Origin of the sequence: Hymenobacter pini (assembly GCF_020421205.1) — a bacterium.
GTDB lineage: Bacteria > Bacteroidota > Bacteroidia > Cytophagales > Hymenobacteraceae > Hymenobacter > Hymenobacter pini.
Window position 1 is genome coordinate 1,172,571 of record NZ_JAIZZH010000001.1, and the last position, 18,643, is coordinate 1,191,213.

Here is an 18,643-nt window from a genome sequence, read left to right on the forward strand (position 1 = left end):
TCAGATACTACTGCAGGGTATTGGTATAGGCAACGAGAGAGGCCAGGCTGGCCGCGCGGCTATCCTTGCTGAACGCCAGCTTGTGCTCTTTGGCGAACTGTTGAATCTGCTTTTTGTGGTCAGGAAACACCTTTGCCAGGCTGCCCGCACTGCTCACCGGATAATATCCCTGCCCCGTGTACACATAGTATCTCGTTTTGTCCTGAAAAGTATATTCCACAATGTTATTGCGGGCTCGTTTGGCCATTGTTTTGGTATAGCGGCCCAGCAACGCATTTTTGCCAGCCAGCAGTACCTCGTAGAATCCGGCCGTAGCGGGCATTTCTACCGTTGAGTTGCCCGGGTAATAGGCAAACTGGTGCCCATTGACGGTGAAAGAATTGACCTGTGGGCTGATCAGGCTCATAAACAAGGTGCTGGAAGGGTGCTGCACAACCAGCTGGTCCAGGCGTGTGTCGTAGAGGAGGGGTATTCCGTCGTACCGGTTATTGGAATACACAATGGTGCCGGGGCGAAATTGGTCCGTCTCGAAATAGGGGTTGCCTTCGGTTTTGCGCGCCAGCTTGGTATAGAATACATACTGTGGCCCGTTGTACAAACTGCTATTGGCAAAGGTGGCGTGGTACAGCGACGACGCCTGCCCGATGCTGGCTGCAAGGAGAGTAGTATCGGAAGCGGTAACCTGAGCAATGCTCTCGTGGGTGGTAAAGGCTGCAACCAGTACCCCTAATAATGCAATGTGCTTCATCGAAATAAGAACAATAGCCGGCCACGATTGGCCAGTAATTACTGTATAAAGGCGTAAATAAGACATTTTGCAGGTAAAACAGGCAGATTGCCAGCAAATATTCCTGCTTTTTGAATGTGCCTGCGAGGCTGAAGATACTAGTGACGAGCTTGAGTTTTCACTAAGTGTCCGGTGGGCCGATAAACTTTTGGCTGGCTGGGCGAGTACTATCAGGGGTAGCTGCAACGGGCGTATTGGTGCTACCAGCACTTGCAGCAGCTACCTGATTCATATAACAAACTACGAAAAAGAAACGCATGAAAACCCGTCAACTGGGCCAATCTGGCTTGCAAGTATCAACTCTGGGTTTGGGCTGCATGGGTATGTCCGATTTCTACGGGGAGCGGGACGACCAAGAAAGTATCCGGACTATTCACCGGGCGCTGGAACTGGGGGTTACGTTCTTCGATACGGCCGATATGTACGGACCCTACACCAATGAAGAGCTGGTGGGCCGCGCCCTGAAAGGGCGGCGGCAGGAAGTAGTGCTGGCCACCAAATTCGGGATTCAGCGCGACCCGAACGACCCTGCCAAACGCGGCATCAACGGCCGGCCGGAGTACGTGCGTCAGGCGGTAGAGGGTTCTTTAAAGCGCTTGGGCACCGACTATATCGATCTGTATTATCAGCACCGGGTTGACCCTGCTACGCCCATTGAAGAAACCGTGGGGGCTATGGCCGAACTGGTGAAGGAAGGGAAAGTACGCTACCTCGGCCTCTCAGAAGCTGCTCCCGATACACTACGCCGGGCCTGCGCGGTGCACCCTATTGCGGCGCTGCAAACCGAGTACTCGCTCTGGAGCCGCGACCCGGAAGATGATATTCTGCCCACTTGCCGGGCACTGGGCGTGGGGTTTGTGCCGTACTCGCCGCTGGGCCGGGGCTTCCTGACGGGGCAGATTCAGCGCTTCGAGGATTTGGCCCCCGATGACTACCGCCGCCACACGCCCCGTTTTCAGGGAGAGAACTTCCAGAAAAACCTGGATCTGGTGGCTCGTATCCAAGAAATGGCTACCGAGAAAGGCTGCACCCCCGGCCAGCTGGCTTTGGCTTGGGTGCTGGCGCAGGGGGAGGACATTGTGCCCATTCCGGGTACCAAACGGGTAAAATATCTGGAAGAAAACGTGGGTGCGGCGGATATTCTGTTGTCACTCGAAGATTTGGCCCGCATCAACCAGCTGGCTCCCCAACACGTGGCCGCCGGGCAGCGCTACCCCGAGGCCATGATGAAAAGCGTAAATGGCTGAGGTAGTATGCTAGTGCCGGAGTAAAAGGCCGATTCAGTCAAAATACCCTGGTCGTCAGGAGTAGCTCCTGATGGCCGGGGTATTTTCATGTTTGGTTGCTGAGCCTGCCGTTTACCTCCGTACAGGCGGAAGCAGGTCAATCCAGCCATCTTCGCTAACCACCACGGCCAGCACCGGGTAACGGCTGCTTTCTACGTAACGCAGAGCGGAGTTGTAGCGGGAGCCGCGGCTGGAGTCGCCTTTCTCAGTTGCGAGGCCGTCGAGGATGGCCCCGATGGCGTAGCAGGTGCCGGCGGGGTCAATGAGTACGGCCCCGTCAATATTGGTCACCAGCCGCAGCACCGAAGGCGTCATCAGGCGCGGGGCTACCCGGAAACACTGGCGCGTGAGCCGGGCCGCCTCCTGGGCCGCGCCCTCCGAAATCAGCAGGATGGTACCGTTGGTTTGGGTAGTGGCTTTCAGCGTCAACTCCCACAGATAGGCAATGCCGGCCGTATCCAGACCGGGGAAAACCCGCCGGATGGCTTCTGTGAAGTTGAATTCATCAACAGTACCCTGGGGCAGGCGGGGGGTGTTCGACACCACCCGCATCATTACTTGCCCGTCGTGGCTGAGCTCCCAGCTGTAGTGCTTGGTAAAATGCACCGTAAACAAGGGCTCATACTGCGGGTCGGTGGGCTCTACCAGGTAACCTAGCCCGAATACATCAGTAGCGTCGGTAATCAGCGAATTTCGGTCTTCGCTGAGCTCCAGTAGTTTCCGGATGCGGCGGTAGTCGCGCAGTGGAATGGGGCTTTCCAGCGTCAGAATGGGTACCACGGCCGGGTGGTTGCGCCGCGAAACCAGCATAGTTCCCACGCCTTCGTCGCCCTCGTGGCGTAGCGCGGCCACGCCATTGCAGGCATCGTAGAGGCCGTGCGAGCCGGCCGCAGCTCGCAGCATAAAGCGGCGGCCGGCCGCCCGCAGCACCTCGTTGTAGTCCCGGTCCAGCACGGGCCGGTCGTCGTCGGTATCCGATTCGCGCAGGGCCCGGGAGGCATCCTGCAGTACCTCCTGCACAGTGGCGGCCAGCAACGAAGCCGGCCGGGTAGGGCCAGCCGGGCCGGGTAAGGCGTAGTAGTTCTGAAAAGCCTCCTGGTTGAGCTGCAGAACTATAATTACCAAATATCCACCCACGCTGACGGGCTGGGAGCAGAAGCTCACCCGGTCTTCCTGTCGGGTCGCAACTAAGTCGTTGAGGGTGTGTTCCGTGGCGCGGCGCAACAGTTCATACCACCGCTGCTTCTCAAACCGGTCGTGGTCGAGGGGGTGGAGGTGATACACCACTTCGCGGGGGCCATCGGGCTCCAAGGCAGCCGCCCGGGCTTTCAGGGCCGCAAAGTCGTGGGGTTGGTAGCGGTGCATACGGGGTTCCAGCACCACGGCTTCGGGCTCGTCGGTTTCTCGAGCCGTAGCCAGTCCCAGCAGAAATACTTCCGGCTTCAGCGTCCGGTCCAGCAAATTGAAAACACCATCAGCAAACAGTTGCGCCGATACTCGGAATAGACTTTGGTTTTCCCACATACGGGAGGGATAAGCAGACAAAAAGAGGGGCAGTATCTGCGCAAATACGGAAAAATACGGGGCGAGGCTGCCAAACCCGAAAATGTTATGAATTCCGGCCCAATAATCTAAACAACCGACGGCTGTGGTGCGTTACTATCTGGCTGCCAGAAGCCTGAACTCCATCTGGCCCACATTCTGTCATGCTGAACCTTACTGTCATATCCGGCTTACTCACGCTGCTGGCGCTGGTGGCGGGGTTAGTTATGCTGGGCTTTACGGCGGGCTACTGCGCGCGGAGCCACGGCCGGTCCTTCTGGCTCTGGACGGTATTAGGAGTGGTGCTTCCTATCATTTCCTACTGCGTGCTCTTTGTACTTATTCTGCACGATGAGGTGCGGCAGGGCCAACGACTACTGCGCGAGGCCCAAGCCATTTTGGCCGCAGCCGAACAGGCGGAACACCTGTAAATGGTCCTTACTGTTGCTGAAGCCAGCGCCTGATGCCTTGTGCCGCCCACGCGCCAGTGCTGAAACAGCCTTGCAGCAGGTAGCCACCCGTGGGCGCTTCCCAGTCCAGCATTTCGCCGGCTATAAATGTGCCGGGGCGCTGGTTCAGCATCAGGTTCTCATTCACCTCCGTGAAGGCCACGCCACCGGCCGTGCTGATTGCTTCGTCGAGGGGGCGCAGTCCGGATACCGGAATGGGCAGCTCCGTCAGTATAGTCAGCAACTCGGCAGCCGCGGCGGGCAGCGTAGGCGGGCCCAACTCCCGCAGAAGCGTTGGTACGGGTTGGCGCAGGCGTAGTTCTTCCTTCAGAAAAGCCGCCCAACTGGTTGTGCTCCGTCGTCGACTGAGTTTGGTGGCCAATTGCCCTGCCACTACATCAGGCTTGAGGTTGAGGTGTAGCCAGGCCGGGCTACCCGTGGCCAGGGCGGCCCGAAGCGGCGGGGTGAGGGCGTACACGGGCGTACCTTCTAGCCCATACTCCGTGAGTAGCAGCTCGCCGCGCACAACGTGGGAGCCACAGCGCAACGCAATGTTCTTGAGAGGTTGCCGGCCAACTTTCTCCCGGAAGTACGCCGACCAATCTACCTCGGCTCCGCAGTTGCTAGGGGCAAACGGCTCACAGCGGATACCAGCAGCCTGCAGCAGTGGCATCCAGGTGCCGTCGGAGCCGGTTTTGGCCCAACTGGCCCCGCCCAGCGCCAGCAGCGTTGCGGCCGGATACACGGTAAATTCCTCATCAGTAGCTTCCTGGCAAATGCGCAGGCCGTTGGAGCCGCTGAACCCCAGCCAGCGGTGGCGGGTATGCAGCTCAACGCCTAGCTCCTGCAGCCGCGCTATCCAGGCGCGGAGCAGGTGGGCCGGCTTATGGTTGGCGGTAGGAAATACCCGGCCGCTGGTGCCCACAAAGGTGGCGATGCCCAGCGCCGCCGCCCATTGGCGCAGGGCAGCGGGGGAGAAGTGCTGCAGAAACTGCCCGAAACTGCCGGCCTGCGGCCCGTAGCGGCCCTGGAAGCGGCTTGCCTCCTCAGCATTGGTGAGGTTGAAGCCGCCGTGCCCGGCCACTAGAAACTTACGGCCCACGGTAGCCTGCGCCTCATATACCTGCACCGCATACCCGGCTTCGGCCAGGTGCTGGGCCGCCAGCAAACCGGCCGGCCCGCCCCCAATTATGGCAATGCTGCGTGATGAAATCTGCTGCATCCGGCAAAGGTAGCAGCGACGGGGGGCTCAGCCCTAACCCCGCCCATACTCGGCCAAAGCGCGGGCCGGTGCGTATAGCCCCCACATGGTTGGGTTTATTTCCGCTGCATGGGTTCCTATTCTATCCTGATTGGCCTCAGCCTGGCCGTCATTCTCTCCTACCTGTTCGATCTGGCCGCCCGCGCCACCAAGGTGCCTTCGGTGCTGATGCTGCTGCTCTCGGGCATTGCCTTGCGTCAGGCCGCTGAGTACTTTGATTTTACGTTGGCCATTCCCAAGGTGGTGCTGGAAATCTTCGGCATCATTGGGCTGATTATGATTGTGCTGGAAGGCGCCCTCGACCTGAAAATCAGCCGGGACAAAGGTCCGTTGATTCGTCGCTCGTTTCTGGCAGCGGCGCTGATTCTGGTGGTGCAGGCCGTGGTTATTGCCTGCATCTTGCACCTGTGGCTGGGCGTGAACTTTCAGAGCTGTCTGGTAAACGCCATTCCGCTGGCCGTCATCAGCTCGGCCATTGCCATTCCCAGCGTGGCTAATCTGCGGGGTGAGAAGCAGGAGTTTATCGTGTACGAAAGCACGTTTTCCGACATCCTGGGTATTATGTTTTTCAACTTTGCCCTGCAGGATAACTTCGCCCAGGGCCGGTCGGTGGTTACGTTTGGGGCCGATGTGCTGGCTGTGCTGGTGGTCGCCGTACTGAGCACCGCCGCCCTGGCCTTCCTGCTCGACCGGATTCGGCTGCACGTGAAGTTTTTCCTGATTCTGGCGTTTCTGGTACTACTCTACAGCATCGCTAAGAAGCTGCACCTCTCGTCGCTGGTGCTGGTGCTGGTGTTTGGGCTGGCCGTCAACAACGCCGAAACCTTCCTGAAAGGCCCGCTACGGCGCTGGTTCCGGCCCGAGCGGCTCAGCGAGGAAGTACACCAATTACGTAGCATCACCGCCGAATCGGCGTTTCTGATTCGAACATTCTTCTTCTTGCTGTTCGGGTTCAGCATCACGCTCAGCAGCCTGCTCAGTGCCCAGCTACTGCTGCAGGGCGTACTCATCGTGGCGGCTCTTACGGCCATCCGCTTTGTGTACCTGCGCTACATTGCCCGCACCGACCTGATTCCGGAGTTGTTCATTGCGCCCAAGGGCCTTATTACAGTGCTCTTGTTTTACAGCATTCCTGCGCAGCACCTCATCGGGGAAGTCAGCGAAAATATCCTGTTCGTGGTTATTCTGCTTACGGGCGTGCTGATGATGGTGGGCCTGCTCATGAGCCGTCAGCAGCCGGAAATAGGGGAGTATTGAGGGAAGGAAAAATTCAACGCCCCAACGGTGTCATCCTGAGATTGTGAAGGACCTGAAAACAGCAGAACGACTATCGTATTAACGACTCGTGCTAACGTAATAAGGTCCTTCGCAGGCTCAGGATGACACCGTTGGGGCGTTGACTCTTAGCTTCTCGTTAAAAATTCGATTTGAACAGCTTGATGGCAATAGCCAGCAGAATCACGCCGAACACCCGGCGCAGAATATCCTCACCAGCTTTGCCCAGCTTCCGCTCAATCCAGGCGGAGCTTTTCAGCACCAGATATACAAACACTAGATTCACCACAATACCCGCCAGCACGTTGGGTAGTTGGTAGGCGGCGCGCAAGGAGAGGAGGGTAGTCATGGTGCCGGCCCCCACAATCAGCGGAAACGCCAGCGGCACAATGGAGCCGGTGCCAGTGAGCGGGTTGTGCTTGAACAGCTCTACCCCCAGAATCATCTCCATGCCAATCAGGAAGATGATAATGGCCCCGGCTAGGGCAAACGACTGAAAGTCAACCCCGAACAAACTCAGAATACTCTGGCCCAGAAACAGAAAGGCCACCATCAGCATGCCGGCTACCAGCGTGGCTACCTCAGCGTTGATACCGCCTTCCCGCTGCCGAATCTGAATGATGATGGGAATGGAACCCAGAATATCAATGATGGCAAATAGCGTGAGCGTAACGGAAGCTATTTCCTTGAGGCTGAACATAACAATGAGGGAATAGGTGAATGCGTACATGGGTGAATGAGCATAAGAGGGCCTTTAACTCATTTTGCTCATTCACCCATATACGCATTGATTTTAGGCAAATTCCCGGGCAAAAAACTGCACCAGCTGCTCGAAGGCGGCGTCGGGAATGGCGGGAAAGTTGGCAATGCGTAGGCTGGAGGGCTTCCAGTTGCCGTAGCCGCTGCCCAGTTGCAGCCCCTGCGCCAGGGCCCGGCGCTTCACTTCATCGATGAGGGCCGGAGCCCCCTGCAGGCCGATAACCGTAGTAGAGCGGGTTTCGGGGTTGCTGACGAGGGGCGTGAGCTGGGTGGCCTGGTCGAAGTAGTCGTAGAGCTTGGTGGCGCGGTCCTGCAGGTGCTGGTGTACCTGCTTGATGGCCGGGCGGTCGGCCAGGCTGCGGCTCAGTAGGTAGATACCCAGCACATTGGGCGTGTGGGTGGTCTGGAAGTTGAGCATCTTCTCGTACTGCGCCGTGAGCGAGTTGTAGTGGCTCCGCTCGTTCACGCGGCGCAGGCGCTCCACGGCCCGCGGCGAGAGGAACATCACCGACAGGCCCGCCGGCAGCCCGAAGCATTTCTGCACCGAGGCATACCACACATCGGCTTTGATGTACTTGAGCTGAATACCCGCCATTGACGAGGTGGCGTCAACGGCCAGCAGCGCATTGGAGGGCAGTCGGTTGTAGATGTTCAGTACCACGCCGTCGCGCAGCTGGGTTGCGTTGCTGGTTTCGTTCTGGGTGATGCACACCAAGTCCGTCTGCTCGTCGAGGCCGGGCAGGTTTTGCGCGTCGGGCACCTCATCAATGCCGAACTGCAACCCCGTGGTGGCCGGGCGCAGAGCTTTGGCATACTCGTACCACTTCTCGCCGAATGCGCCGCTGTACAGGTGGAAGCTCTTGGTGGGCGTAAGGCTCTGGGCCAGCACTTCCCAGCACTCGGTGGCCGAGCTCATGAAGAACACGGTGTAGTCTTGAGGTACGTTGAGCTTGTTTTTGAGCTCCTGCACGGTTTGGCGCATCAGCTGTACAAACCGCTCGCCGCGGTGCGGGGCCGAGAGCCAGCCCTCATCGAATGCATCCTGCAGATAGCGGCGTACCTGCGGGTACACCTGAGAAGGGCCAGGGTTGAACGTATACATAGGTTGGAAAGGCTAGGAGGAAGAACGAGTGGCAAAAGTAGCACACGTGGTAGCTTGTGCTACCAACTGCTAAAACTGTTCGGGTGGGAAAAGACAACGTGCAATAGTCCGGAACGGATACACGCTACCTCTTATACTGGTGCTACACCTTAAACCCAACGCGCTTGGGGCGCTGCCCATCGAAGTAGTGCAGGGCCAGCTTGTAGCTGTCGAGCTTGAAGCCGCTGATGCTGCCGATGCAGTTGCGGCCCAGCAGGCTTTTCTGGCGGAACTCCTCGCGGGCGTGCAGGTTGCTCAGGTGCACCTCCACCACGGGCGTGCCAATGGCGGCCACGGCATCGGCCAAGGCTACGCTGGTGTGGGTGTAGCCGCCGGCGTTGAGCACAATGCCGTGGTAGCTGAAGCCCACTTCGTGGAGCTTGTCAATCAGCTCGCCCTCGTGGTTGCTCTGGAAATACTCCAGCTCCAGGTTGGGGAAGGCTTCGCGCAGCTCAGGCAGGTAGTCCTCAAACGAGCGGGTACCGTAGATGCCCGGCTCGCGGCGGCCCAGCAGGTTGAGGTTGGGGCCATTTATCAGCAGAATTTTCATGGTAGAGCGTAGAGGTTAGTGCCGGGTGCCTGGAAAATAGTAGGGCAGACCGAAGGCAGAGTGTGTAGCTTGCGGAGGAAGCTGCTGCCGCAAGCTACGGCTGCCGCGCAAGTAAAGCGAAGTTTTACCTGCTTTACAGGAGCATTTGCCCGTGTGCCAAGCACTGGGCACCAACAACCAAGCACCACCCCAATATGTCCACCTGGACCATCACCATAAAACAATTTGCTGGTTACCTGCAGCTGGAAAAGTCCTTGTCGCCGAACTCCGTGGATGCCTACGTGCGCGACGTGGAGAAACTGCGCCAATACCTGGAGCTGGAAAAGCTGCCGGCCTCGCCCCAGCAGGTAACCACCCGCATTCTGCGCGACTTCCTGACCTGGCTGGGCAGCCTGGGTATGGAGGCTACCTCGCAGGCCCGCACGCTGTCGGGCATCAAGGCCTTCTACCGGTACCTCATCATGGAGGACTTGCTCACCATTGACCCCACCGATACGCTGGACGCCCCCAAAACCGGTCGCAAGCTGCCCGATACGCTCAGCTACCCCGAAATTGAGCAGGTGCTAGGTGCCATCGACCTGGGCACCCCCGAAGGCACCCGCAACCGGGCCATGCTGGAGGTACTGTACAGCTCGGGCCTGCGCGTGAGTGAGCTAACGGGCCTGCGCCTCTCCAACCTGTTTGCCGATCAGGGCTTTGTGCGCGTGACGGGCAAAGGCAATAAGGAGCGGCTAGTGCCCATTGGGCGTGATGCGCTGAAACACCTGGGCTTCTACCTGCAGGGGGTACGCGCCCACCTCGACATCAAGCCCGGCCACGAGGATACAATTTTCCTGAACAAGCGGGGCTCGGGCCTTTCGCGGGTGATGGTGTTCAACATTATTAAAAGCGCGGCGGCGGCGGCAGGTATTCAGAAAAGCATTAGCCCCCACACCTTCCGGCACTCCTTTGCCACCCACCTTATCGAGGGCGGGGCTGATTTGCGGGCGGTGCAGGAAATGCTGGGCCACGAGAGTATCACCACCACTGAAATCTACACCCACCTGGACCGGGACTACCTGCGCCAGATTATCACGGAGTTTCACCCGCGCAGCTAGCGCAGGGCCTTACTCATGTTGCTGCTCCTGGCAGCTGCTGAGCCACTCCACGGCTTCCGGCGCGTTGTCGAATAGCTGAATTTCAAATGCGTTGAACAGCATGTGCAAAGGGGTAGCTGTGAAGGAGGTAGCGAAATTGTTGGCCCGGGTAACGTGCGCCACGTAGCGCAGCCCGGCCTGGGCAGCGGCCGGTCCCCATTCGTGCGTCAGCCAGTACATTGAGTCAAACCAGGGGCCTTCCAACCGGCTGTTGTCGTTGAGCAGATAGGGGCAGTGAAATTCGTTCAGCATCTCCAGGCTGGCCGTGCCGCCCTGATGAGCCAGGTCGGGGCTCACGTAGCCTTGCCAAACGGTGTGCAGCCACTGGCTCTCGGGGTAGTAGGAGATCTTACAATACACCGAATTGTCGGGCGTGCGGAGGAGGCGTTGGTTCATAGCGGCAGATAGGACAAGGACAATTCTGTTCAACGCACAAGCGCGCCACAGGGATGCTGTTGAGGCAACGAGTATTTTTGCCGGCTCTTCGCTGATTTTATCCTATGCCTGCTTTCGGGTCTGTTCGTGCCTTGCCCTTTCGGGCGGTCCGGCCGCTGTGGTGGGCCGTGCTGGTTTTGCTGCTGCTCAGCGCCGCGTACGTGGCCCCCGCCGGCCGTACCTACATTCTCATTGATGACAACCTGGATACGGAACTGGCCGTGCCCTACGTGCTGGTGCAGGAAGGCAAGGCCCTGGACTATAGCCCCGGCACCGAGGTTGCACGCCTGCTAGAGGGCATACCCCGCAATGCGCTCCGGCCGGGGCTGCAGCCGCTGGTGGGGCTAATGGCCGTGCTGCCGCCGCTGCCGGCCTATTTGCTACATGAACTGCTGGTGCGGTTGGCCGGCTTGCTGGGAATGTACGCGTTGCTGCGCCGCTACTGGCTCCGGCAACCGGCCTCCGCGGCGGATTGTGCCGGTTTGGCGCTGGCTTGGGCCGTGTTGCCTACCTACACCGCCTATGGCCTTTCTGTGCTGGGCCAGCCGTGGGTAGTGTGGGCCCTGCTGAACCTGCGTGCCCGGCGGCAGATAGGGCTCAGTTTTGCCGCGTTGGCAGGCTTCGCCTTGTGGTCGAGCCTGGTGCTGGCGGGCGTATTTGTGCTGGGAGCAGGGGGTGTGGCAATACTGGCTGACGCAGTACGTACCCGGCGTGTTGGCTGGTACCCCGTGCTCGGATTGGTGGTGATGAGCGGGGCCTATCTGGTGGTAGAATATCCGCTGGTATCATCATTGCTGGTTCAGCGACAGTTCGTCCCCCACCGCCTCGAGTTTGATTTTGCCCGTTTAGCACCGGGTGGGGTAGGGGCGGGGCTGGCAGGGGCGGTACGCTATTTTCTGCTGGGGCAGTACCACGCCGGGTTATTTGCGCGGGTGGTGCCACTGCTGGCGGCCGGCTTGGCGGTGGGGCTGAGCCGCGGAGCCGGCGTAAGCCAGCTTCGGCGGCAGCTGGTGAGTATACTGCTTGTGCTGGGTGCCGCGGCGCTGTTCTGTGGCTTTTATCCGCAGTTGGTGGGCGTGGCCCAGCGGTCAGTGCCCGCATTGGCGGCGTTCAATCTTTCCCGTATTCATTTCCTCACGCCATTGGCCTGGTTTGGGGTGTTGGTGTTGAGCCTGCAGTATCTGTCAACCGGTCGGGTAGCCGGGGTGCTAATCGGGCTACAGCTGCTGGTGGGGCTAGGCATGAATACCGAGTGGACGCTGAATGTGCGCCACCTGCTGGGCCGCCTGCCCGCCTCCGAGCCTACTTACGCTGCTTTTGTGGCGCCTAATCTGTTCCAAGAAGTGCAACGGGACATTCTGGCCCGAACCGGGCAAGCCCCAGCCGACTACCGAGTGGCGTGCCTGGGGCTGCCGCCGGCCGTGGCTTCGCTCAACAACTTCTACACCCTGGATGCCTACCTGAACAATTACCCACTGACATACAAGCACGCCTTCCGCCCCATTATTGCCGGCGAGCTGGCTAAAAGCCCCGAGCTAGCGGCGTATTTCGATGCCTGGGGCAACCGGTGCTATTTGTTTTCGGCGGAGTTGGGCAAGAATTTCCGGGTAGCGTCGTTACCCGGCCGCACGGTGCAGCGTTGGGCCTTCAACGCGGCCGCTTTCCGGCAGCTGGGCGGGCGCTACGTGGTGTCGGCGGTGCGGCTGGCGGGGCCCCAGGAAAGTGGGCTGCGGCAGTTTGGGCACTATGCCCGGCCAGGCGCATACTGGCAGCTGTGGGTGTACGAGGTGCAGCAGTAACGCTGGCCCGCTGGCAATGAGGCTGCTCCGGTTGTGGGACTGTCCTGCGCCGCTGGCGGGATGGGGTAGCAGGCCAGGGCAGAGCACAAAAATACAGTGGCCTCCTCCCGGTACTGGGCAGTTACTCATTCATTGATTATGCCTAGATTTGGTCTTTGGCGTGTATTCTGATGGCTAAAAATACCTACAAGCAACAACCCGACTCTGTAACGAGCCGCTCCAACGAGCCCCGCCCCGTTGCCGAGCCCAAAGCGGCGCGTAATCAGCCGCGTGCGGCTGCCGAGCCTGGCCGGGAAACCCGCCGGAACGAGCCCCGCACGGCGGCTCCCAAGCCCCCCCGGAAACCCGTGAAGCTGCCGGCCCTGAAACTGGGCGGGCTGTTCGACTTTCTGCGTGACCGGCGGTTCCAGCTGTTTCTGGGCTTCTTCTTTCTGATTGGCTCCATTTACCTCACCATTGCTTTCATTTCCTTCCTGTTCACGGGCCACGCCGACCAAAGCGTGACCGAAAATGTGGGTGGTGCCTCCATCAACCAGGCTGGGCAGGAAACCAGCAACTGGCTGGGGTTATTGGGTGCCCTCACGGCTCAGTTTCTGATTCAAAATGGGTTTGGGGTAGCAGCCTTTGCGGCTATTCCCATCGTGTTTTTCCTGGGGTACAAGATTGTATTCCGCCGGGCCGGGGTATCGTTCACGTACGTGCTGGCCCTGTGCCTCTTCATCATGGTGTGGCTGAGCGTGTTGCTGGGCTACGTGGTATTGAGCTTGCAGGGTCCCGGCGCCGACCCTTCGCTGGCGCACAGCCTTGATTTCCTGTGCGGCCGGGTTGGCTACGAAACGGCTTTCTTCCTAGATAGCCTCATTGGCTGGGGCACGGTGCTGCTGCTGGCCTTCGCCCTGATTTCCTTCGTGGTGTTCTTCTTCAACGTTACCAGCCTCAACCTCAACCTGAGCCGGGGTGCCGATGATGAGGACCTGGACGCGCAGCCTGAGGTACCCGTGGCCGCCGTCCGCACCCCCGAGCCAGCGCCCTGGACCGATGATGAGCCCGAAGAAGAACCTGCTCTTAGTATCACGTTGAAGCGGGTGGGCCCCCTGGTCGCGCAGCCTGAGCAGCCGGAGCCCGTGCAGCCCGAGCCAGTTCGTACCGGTTCGGTAGCATCTCCCGCCCGGCCAGCCGCGCCCAGTATCGGGGCCGATGTATTAGCTCCGGCCGCCGCGGCCGCTTCGGCTACGGTAGCAGCGGGCGGTATGGCGGCTTCGGCTGCTGCCGTTCCCCTGAGCGTGGCTGCCCCGTCGGTAGCGGCCGTTCCCGCTTCTGGGCCCAGCTTCTCCTTCGAAGTAGCTCCTGAAGAAACTGCCCGGCCGGCTGCGCCTGTGGCCTCCGCCAGCGTGCCCACACCCTTGTCACTGGCTGATCTGGTAGACGACGATGCCCCGCTTTCCGCGCCAGTAGTGCCGGCTCCTGCGGCGGCTGCTCCGGTTGTGTCCGGGTTATCGTTTGAGGTGGAGGATGCTACTACCGGTCCGGCCGAGCTGGACCCCTCCGCCGGGGCTGATATGGCCGTAATTGCCGAGGAGGACGAGGAGGAAGAAGCCATGCCCACCGGCGAGTACGATCCTACCCTCGACCTGCCCCGCTACCAGTACCCCACCCTGGAGTTGCTCAACGACTACGGCATAGCGAAGGCTCAGGTAACCAAGGAGGAGCTGGAAGCCAACAAGGACCGCATTGTGGAAACGCTGGGCCACTACGGCATCAACATTGCCAGCATCAAGGCCACCATCGGCCCCACCGTTACGCTCTACGAAATCGTGCCCGACGCCGGGGTGCGCATCTCCAAAATCAAGAGCCTGGAAGATGATATTGCCCTGAGCCTCGCGGCCTTGGGTATCCGCATCATTGCGCCCATTCCGGGCAAGGGTACCATCGGTATCGAGGTGCCGAACACCAAGAAGGAAATGGTGAGCATCCGCTCGGTATTCAACACCGACAAGTTCATCAGCACTGAAATGGACCTGCCCATTGCCTTCGGGCGCACCATTACCAACGAGGTGTTTGTGGTGGACCTGGCCAAGATGCCGCACTTGCTGATGGCCGGGGCCACCGGTCAGGGTAAATCGGTGGGCCTGAACGTAATTCTGGCCTCCCTGCTCTATAAGCGCCACCCTTCGCAACTCAAGTTTGTGCTCGTCGACCCCAAGAAGGTAGAATTGAGCATCTTCAACAAGATTGAGCGCCATTTCCTGGCCAAGCTGCCCGAGTCGGAGGAGCCCATCATCACCGATACCAAGAAGGTGGTGAACACGCTCAACTCCTTGTGCATGGAGATGGACCGGCGCTACGACCTGCTGAAGGACGCCGGCTGCCGCAACCTCAAGGAGTACAACCGCAAGTTTGTGGAGCGCCGCCTCAACCCCAAGAAGGGCCACCGCTACATGCCCTTCATTGTGCTGGTGATTGACGAGCTGGCCGACCTGATGATGACGGCCGGCAAGGAGGTAGAAACGCCCATTGCCCGCTTGGCCCAGCTGGCCCGCGCTATCGGTATTCACCTGATTGTGGCCACCCAGCGCCCTTCTGTGAACGTAATTACGGGTATCATCAAGGCCAACTTCCCCTGCCGGATTTCCTTTAAGGTGACCAGCAAAATCGACTCCCGCACTATTCTGGATGCTGGTGGGGCCGATCAGCTCATCGGCCAAGGCGACATGCTCATCTCGCAGGGCTCCGACATCATCCGGGTGCAGTGCGCCTTCATCGATACGCCCGAGGTAGACCGTCTCTGCGACTTCGTGGGTGAGCAGCAGGGTTACCCCAATGCCTACGAACTGCCCGAAGTACCCGGGGAAAGTGGCAGCGGTAACGGCGACGCCGACGAGTTTGACATGAGCGACCGGGACTCAATGTTTGAGGAGGCCGCCCGTGTAATTGTGCTGCACCAGCAGGGCAGCACCTCCCTCATCCAGCGCAAGCTCAAGCTGGGCTACAACCGCGCCGGCCGCCTCATCGACCAGTTGGAGCACGCCGGCATTGTGGGCCCGTTCGAGGGCAGCAAAGCCCGGGAAGTATTAATTCCGGACGAATACAGTTTGGAACAGTTGTTGAATAGCCTACCGAAGTAAACCAGGAAAATAGAACTTTGAGCCCGGAAATTGTTCTGCATAAGCTAATTCTCCGTTAAAGGATTTCTGAGCTCCGCATCTTGGTTATAGGCTCTCCAATTCACCACCATCTTTTGCAATGAAAAAATATTTCGCCCTGCTTGCCCTGTCTGTTTCCCTCTCCTCGGTAGCAACGGCGCAGCAGGACCCCAAGGCCGGCAAGATTCTGGACCAGATGAGTGCCAAGTATCAGGCGATGAAAGCCTTCAAGGCCACCTTCACCCAGACGCTGGAAAATGACGCCGCTAAGGTGAAAGAAAACCTGACCGGCGACATTACCGTGAGCGGCCAGAAGTTTCGGCTAAAAATGAGCGGCCAGGAGGTCATCAACAATGGCCAGACTATGTGGACGTACATGAAGTCGGAAAACGAGGTGAATATCTCCGACTACGAGCCGGAGGATCAGGAAATCAACCCTTCGCAGATTTATACCCTCTATAAAAAGGGCTACAAGTACGCCTATGTGCAGGAAGCCAAAGAGGGCGGCGAAGTGGTGGACGTAATTGAACTCTCGCCCGAGGACCGCAACAATCCAGTGTATAAAGTGCGCCTGAAAGTGGGTAAAACGGATAAAGCCGTGAAAAGCTGGCAGATGTTCAAGAAGAACGGCAACCGCTATACCTACCGCATTAGCAAGTTCCAGCCCAACATCCCGGTGGATGCCACCACTTTCAACTTCGATAAGAGCAAGTACAAAGGCGTAAAAGTGATTGACCTGCGCTAGCGCGCACCGCACTGCCGACGTAGCCGGCCCGCTTCTGCAGATTCAGCAGAGGCGGGCCGGTTTGTTTTACATGATTAACTAAGCTTTTTCAGCACAAATCACCTTCAATAGAGGCGAGTCGCCAAGCCGCTTTTTCGTGACCTTGATTAGCTGCCTCCTGAAACCAGAAGCGAGCGTCGGCCAGGTTGGGCACTGCATCCCAGCCTTCCTCAGCCCATCGGCCCAGCAGGTACATGGCGTGGGACTGGTCATTTTCCGCCGCTTGCTCCAGATAGTGACGGGCCTGAGGGAAATCTTCCAGAGTAACGTATTCTATGCCCAGCCCAATAGCAGCTTTGGCGTCACCAGCGGCTAATGCCCGGCGAAACCAGCGTATAGCCAGGGCAGAATTGCGCCCGCCATTTACGTTGCGCTGGTGAATACGGCCCAACTCCTGCATGGCGGTTGCGTTGCCACTTCGGGCGCTCCGGCGGAACCACTTTTTGGCCTTTGCATAATCTGGCTCGACCCCATGCCCCCAATAATAGTAGCTGCCTACAGCGTACATGGCCTCAGGGCAGCCTGCCCTAGCGGCTATGGTGTAGTACCGGCGTGCCGTATTCGGATTCTTCGCAACACCGGTGCCGTTATCATACAGGACGGCCAGGTTGAAGCAGGCCAACGGATGCTGTTCAGCGGCTGCTCGATGTAGCCAGTGTGCGGCAGCAAGTGCATCCGCTGGTACTCCCCACCCTTCATAGTACACCATCCCCAGCATACTGGCGGCGCTGATATTGCCAGCTTTGGCAGCAATCAATAACAGCTCGACGGCTCTGGTGGCGTAGCGGGTACGACGGTTATTAGCGAAACGAGCCCGGTAAAAATACTTGATGGCTCGTTGAGTGGTATCTGGCAAAAAGCGGTTGTCGAAATGGACTCGAGGCAATGAGGAGAAGGTATTGTACTCGCGGAATTAATAGGAAGATACACTAGAAAAGCTATCTTTCACGGCTTGTGCTTCAAACTTATGTTATGCCCTGATTCATCTATGAAAGAGGATTTTCTGCATTATGTGTGGCAGCAGCAATACCTTGATAAAGCCGACCTGCAGACCGAGGATGGTCAGCCCATAACGGTGCTCCGGCCTGGCCACCGCAACTCCGATGCGGGGCCCGATTTTCTGAACGCGCGGTTGCGGCTGGGCGAAGTAGAGTGGAACGGGGCCGTGGAAATCCATATCCGGGCCTCCGACTGGTACCGCCACCAGCATCAGACGGATGCCAAATACGACCAGGTAATTCTGCACGTGGTGTACGCAGCTGATGCCCCCGTGGAGCGAACCAACGGCTCCGCCATTCCAACCCTGGCCTTGCAACCGCGCATTGCCCCGCCACTACTGGCGGCCTATGAGCGGCTGAGTAACCAGCCCCCGGAAGCCGCGCTGCCCTGTGCCCCGCTGCTGGACCAAGTGCCGCAACTGGCCCGCACCATGATGCTGGGCCGCGCCTTGTTGGAGCGGGTAGAGCAGAAAGCCGACCGCTTAGCTGAGCTGCATCAGCAAACCGGCCAGGACTGGGAGGCCACCACCTGGCAGGCGCTGGCCGCCGCTTTCGGGTTTCAGAAAAACTCGGAGCCCATGGGCCGGCTGGCTCGCGCCTTGCCCTGGAGTCTGCTGCGCCGCCACCGCCACGATGGTACCCAGCTGGCCGCGCTGGTACTGGGACAGGCCGGGTTTCTGGCTGAGGAACCCGCCGATGATTTTATCAGCCAGCTACGGCAGGAATTTGCGTTTATGCAGCATAAGTATAACCTGCACGGCAGCGGCCTGGCTCAGCACGACTGGAATTTTCTGCGGTTACGGCCAGCCAACTTTCCATCGGTGCGCTTAGTGCAGCTGCTGGCGCTGTTACAGGCCCGGCCCACGCTGTTCGATGCCCTGCTGACGGCGCTGGATATGCAGGCGCTGGAGAGATTTTTCGCGGTACCTCTGCCGGCATATTGGCAAACCCACACGCGGCCGGGCAAGCCCGGAAAAACCGGGCCGTTGGGCAAAAGCAGCATTCATCTGCTCATTACCAATGTGGTGGTGCCGTTGCGAGTGGCCTATGCCCGCTCGGTTGGCAATCCGGAGCAGGTGGAGGCGGCCGTAACGCTGCTGGATCAGCTCCCGTCGGAGCACAACCACCTCACCGAGTTGTACGAAGCTGCCGGGTTTCGCAACAAATCGGCCACCGACTCGCAAGGGTTACTGGCGCTGCAAAAGGGGTATTGTGCGCCCCGGCGGTGTTTGGTGTGCGGTATCGGGGCCCGGCTGCTGCGCCAACCCGCTTCGTAGCCAAGCGCCCGCTCCTGTTAC

Annotated in this window: 16 protein-coding genes; 8 read left to right on the forward strand and 8 right to left on the reverse strand. The window is 59.3% G+C overall.

The genetic code is table 11. The features are described from left to right. Positions 1–7: 7 nt before the first annotated feature. Complete coding sequence (locus tag LF252_RS04890) at positions 8–748, reverse strand: hypothetical protein (RefSeq protein ID WP_226268259.1); 741 nt, start codon at positions 746–748, stop codon at positions 8–10. 296 nt (positions 749–1,044) lie between these two features. Between LF252_RS04890 and LF252_RS04895 the strand changes: the two genes are divergently transcribed. Beyond that, the gene (locus tag LF252_RS04895) at positions 1,045–2,034 is read left to right on the forward strand and encodes an aldo/keto reductase (RefSeq protein ID WP_226268261.1); all 990 of its coding nucleotides are present in this window, start codon (positions 1,045–1,047) and stop codon (positions 2,032–2,034) included. Positions 2,035–2,145: 111 nt separating this feature from the next. Here LF252_RS04895 and LF252_RS04900 read toward each other — a convergent pair whose 3' ends face one another. After that, positions 2,146–3,597 (reverse strand): diadenylate cyclase, encoded by a 1,452-nt coding sequence (locus LF252_RS04900; protein ID WP_226268263.1) that lies wholly within the window; start codon positions 3,595–3,597, stop codon positions 2,146–2,148. A 182-nt stretch (positions 3,598–3,779) separates the two neighbouring features. On the opposite strand from LF252_RS04900, the gene LF252_RS04905 reads away from it, so the two are divergent. Beyond that, complete coding sequence (locus LF252_RS04905; RefSeq protein ID WP_226268265.1) at positions 3,780–4,046, forward strand: hypothetical protein; 267 nt, start codon at positions 3,780–3,782, stop codon at positions 4,044–4,046. Positions 4,047–4,053: 7 nt separating this feature from the next. Here LF252_RS04905 and LF252_RS04910 read toward each other — a convergent pair whose 3' ends face one another. Continuing rightward, positions 4,054–5,286, reverse strand: coding sequence for a BaiN/RdsA family NAD(P)/FAD-dependent oxidoreductase (locus tag LF252_RS04910; protein ID WP_226268266.1), 1,233 nt, complete (start codon positions 5,284–5,286; stop codon positions 4,054–4,056). 108 nt (positions 5,287–5,394) lie between these two features. Here LF252_RS04910 and LF252_RS04915 point away from each other — a divergent pair, with 108 nt between their 5' ends. After that, on the forward strand, positions 5,395–6,582 hold the full coding sequence (locus tag LF252_RS04915) for a cation:proton antiporter (RefSeq protein WP_226268268.1): 1,188 nt from the start codon (positions 5,395–5,397) through the stop codon (positions 6,580–6,582). A gap of 157 nt (positions 6,583–6,739) precedes the next feature. On the opposite strand, the gene LF252_RS04920 is transcribed toward LF252_RS04915, so the two are convergent. The 3 genes from LF252_RS04920 to aroQ form a co-directional block, all read right to left on the reverse strand. Beyond that, positions 6,740–7,300 carry a MarC family protein gene (locus LF252_RS04920; RefSeq protein WP_226268710.1) on the reverse strand — a complete coding sequence of 187 codons (561 nt, stop codon included), beginning with the start codon at positions 7,298–7,300 and terminating at the stop codon, positions 6,740–6,742. 93 nt (positions 7,301–7,393) lie between these two features. Further along, entirely contained in the window at positions 7,394–8,461 is a 1,068-nt protein-coding gene (locus tag LF252_RS04925; protein WP_226268270.1) for an aminotransferase class V-fold PLP-dependent enzyme, read from the reverse strand. A gap of 142 nt (positions 8,462–8,603) precedes the next feature. Then, positions 8,604–9,050, reverse strand: a complete 447-nt coding sequence (gene aroQ / locus LF252_RS04930; RefSeq protein WP_226268272.1) for a type II 3-dehydroquinate dehydratase — start codon at positions 9,048–9,050, stop codon at positions 8,604–8,606. A 194-nt stretch (positions 9,051–9,244) separates the two neighbouring features. Here aroQ and xerD point away from each other — a divergent pair, with 194 nt between their 5' ends. After that, positions 9,245–10,147 carry a site-specific tyrosine recombinase XerD gene (gene xerD / locus LF252_RS04935; RefSeq protein ID WP_226268274.1) on the forward strand — a complete coding sequence of 301 codons (903 nt, stop codon included), beginning with the start codon at positions 9,245–9,247 and terminating at the stop codon, positions 10,145–10,147. 9 nt (positions 10,148–10,156) lie between these two features. Here xerD and LF252_RS04940 read toward each other — a convergent pair whose 3' ends face one another. Then, the gene (locus LF252_RS04940; protein WP_226268276.1) at positions 10,157–10,582 is read right to left on the reverse strand and encodes a hypothetical protein; all 426 of its coding nucleotides are present in this window, start codon (positions 10,580–10,582) and stop codon (positions 10,157–10,159) included. Positions 10,583–10,686: 104 nt separating this feature from the next. Here LF252_RS04940 and LF252_RS04945 point away from each other — a divergent pair, with 104 nt between their 5' ends. From LF252_RS04945 to LF252_RS04955, 3 genes are all read left to right on the forward strand, one after another. Beyond that, positions 10,687–12,420 carry a DUF6044 family protein gene (locus LF252_RS04945; RefSeq protein ID WP_226268277.1) on the forward strand — a complete coding sequence of 578 codons (1,734 nt, stop codon included), beginning with the start codon at positions 10,687–10,689 and terminating at the stop codon, positions 12,418–12,420. Positions 12,421–12,590: 170 nt separating this feature from the next. Then, positions 12,591–15,545 carry a DNA translocase FtsK gene (locus LF252_RS04950; RefSeq protein ID WP_226268279.1) on the forward strand — a complete coding sequence of 985 codons (2,955 nt, stop codon included), beginning with the start codon at positions 12,591–12,593 and terminating at the stop codon, positions 15,543–15,545. Between the two features lie 118 nt (positions 15,546–15,663). Beyond that, the gene (locus LF252_RS04955) at positions 15,664–16,308 is read left to right on the forward strand and encodes a LolA family protein (protein ID WP_226268280.1); all 645 of its coding nucleotides are present in this window, start codon (positions 15,664–15,666) and stop codon (positions 16,306–16,308) included. A gap of 88 nt (positions 16,309–16,396) precedes the next feature. Here LF252_RS04955 and LF252_RS04960 read toward each other — a convergent pair whose 3' ends face one another. Then, on the reverse strand, positions 16,397–17,233 hold the full coding sequence (locus LF252_RS04960; protein WP_226268283.1) for a tetratricopeptide repeat protein: 837 nt from the start codon (positions 17,231–17,233) through the stop codon (positions 16,397–16,399). A 102-nt stretch (positions 17,234–17,335) separates the two neighbouring features. On the opposite strand from LF252_RS04960, the gene LF252_RS04965 reads away from it, so the two are divergent. Beyond that, positions 17,336–18,622: a DUF2851 family protein gene (locus LF252_RS04965; protein ID WP_226268284.1), complete on the forward strand. Its 1,287-nt coding sequence runs from the start codon at positions 17,336–17,338 to the stop codon at positions 18,620–18,622. Positions 18,623–18,643 lie beyond the last annotated feature (21 nt).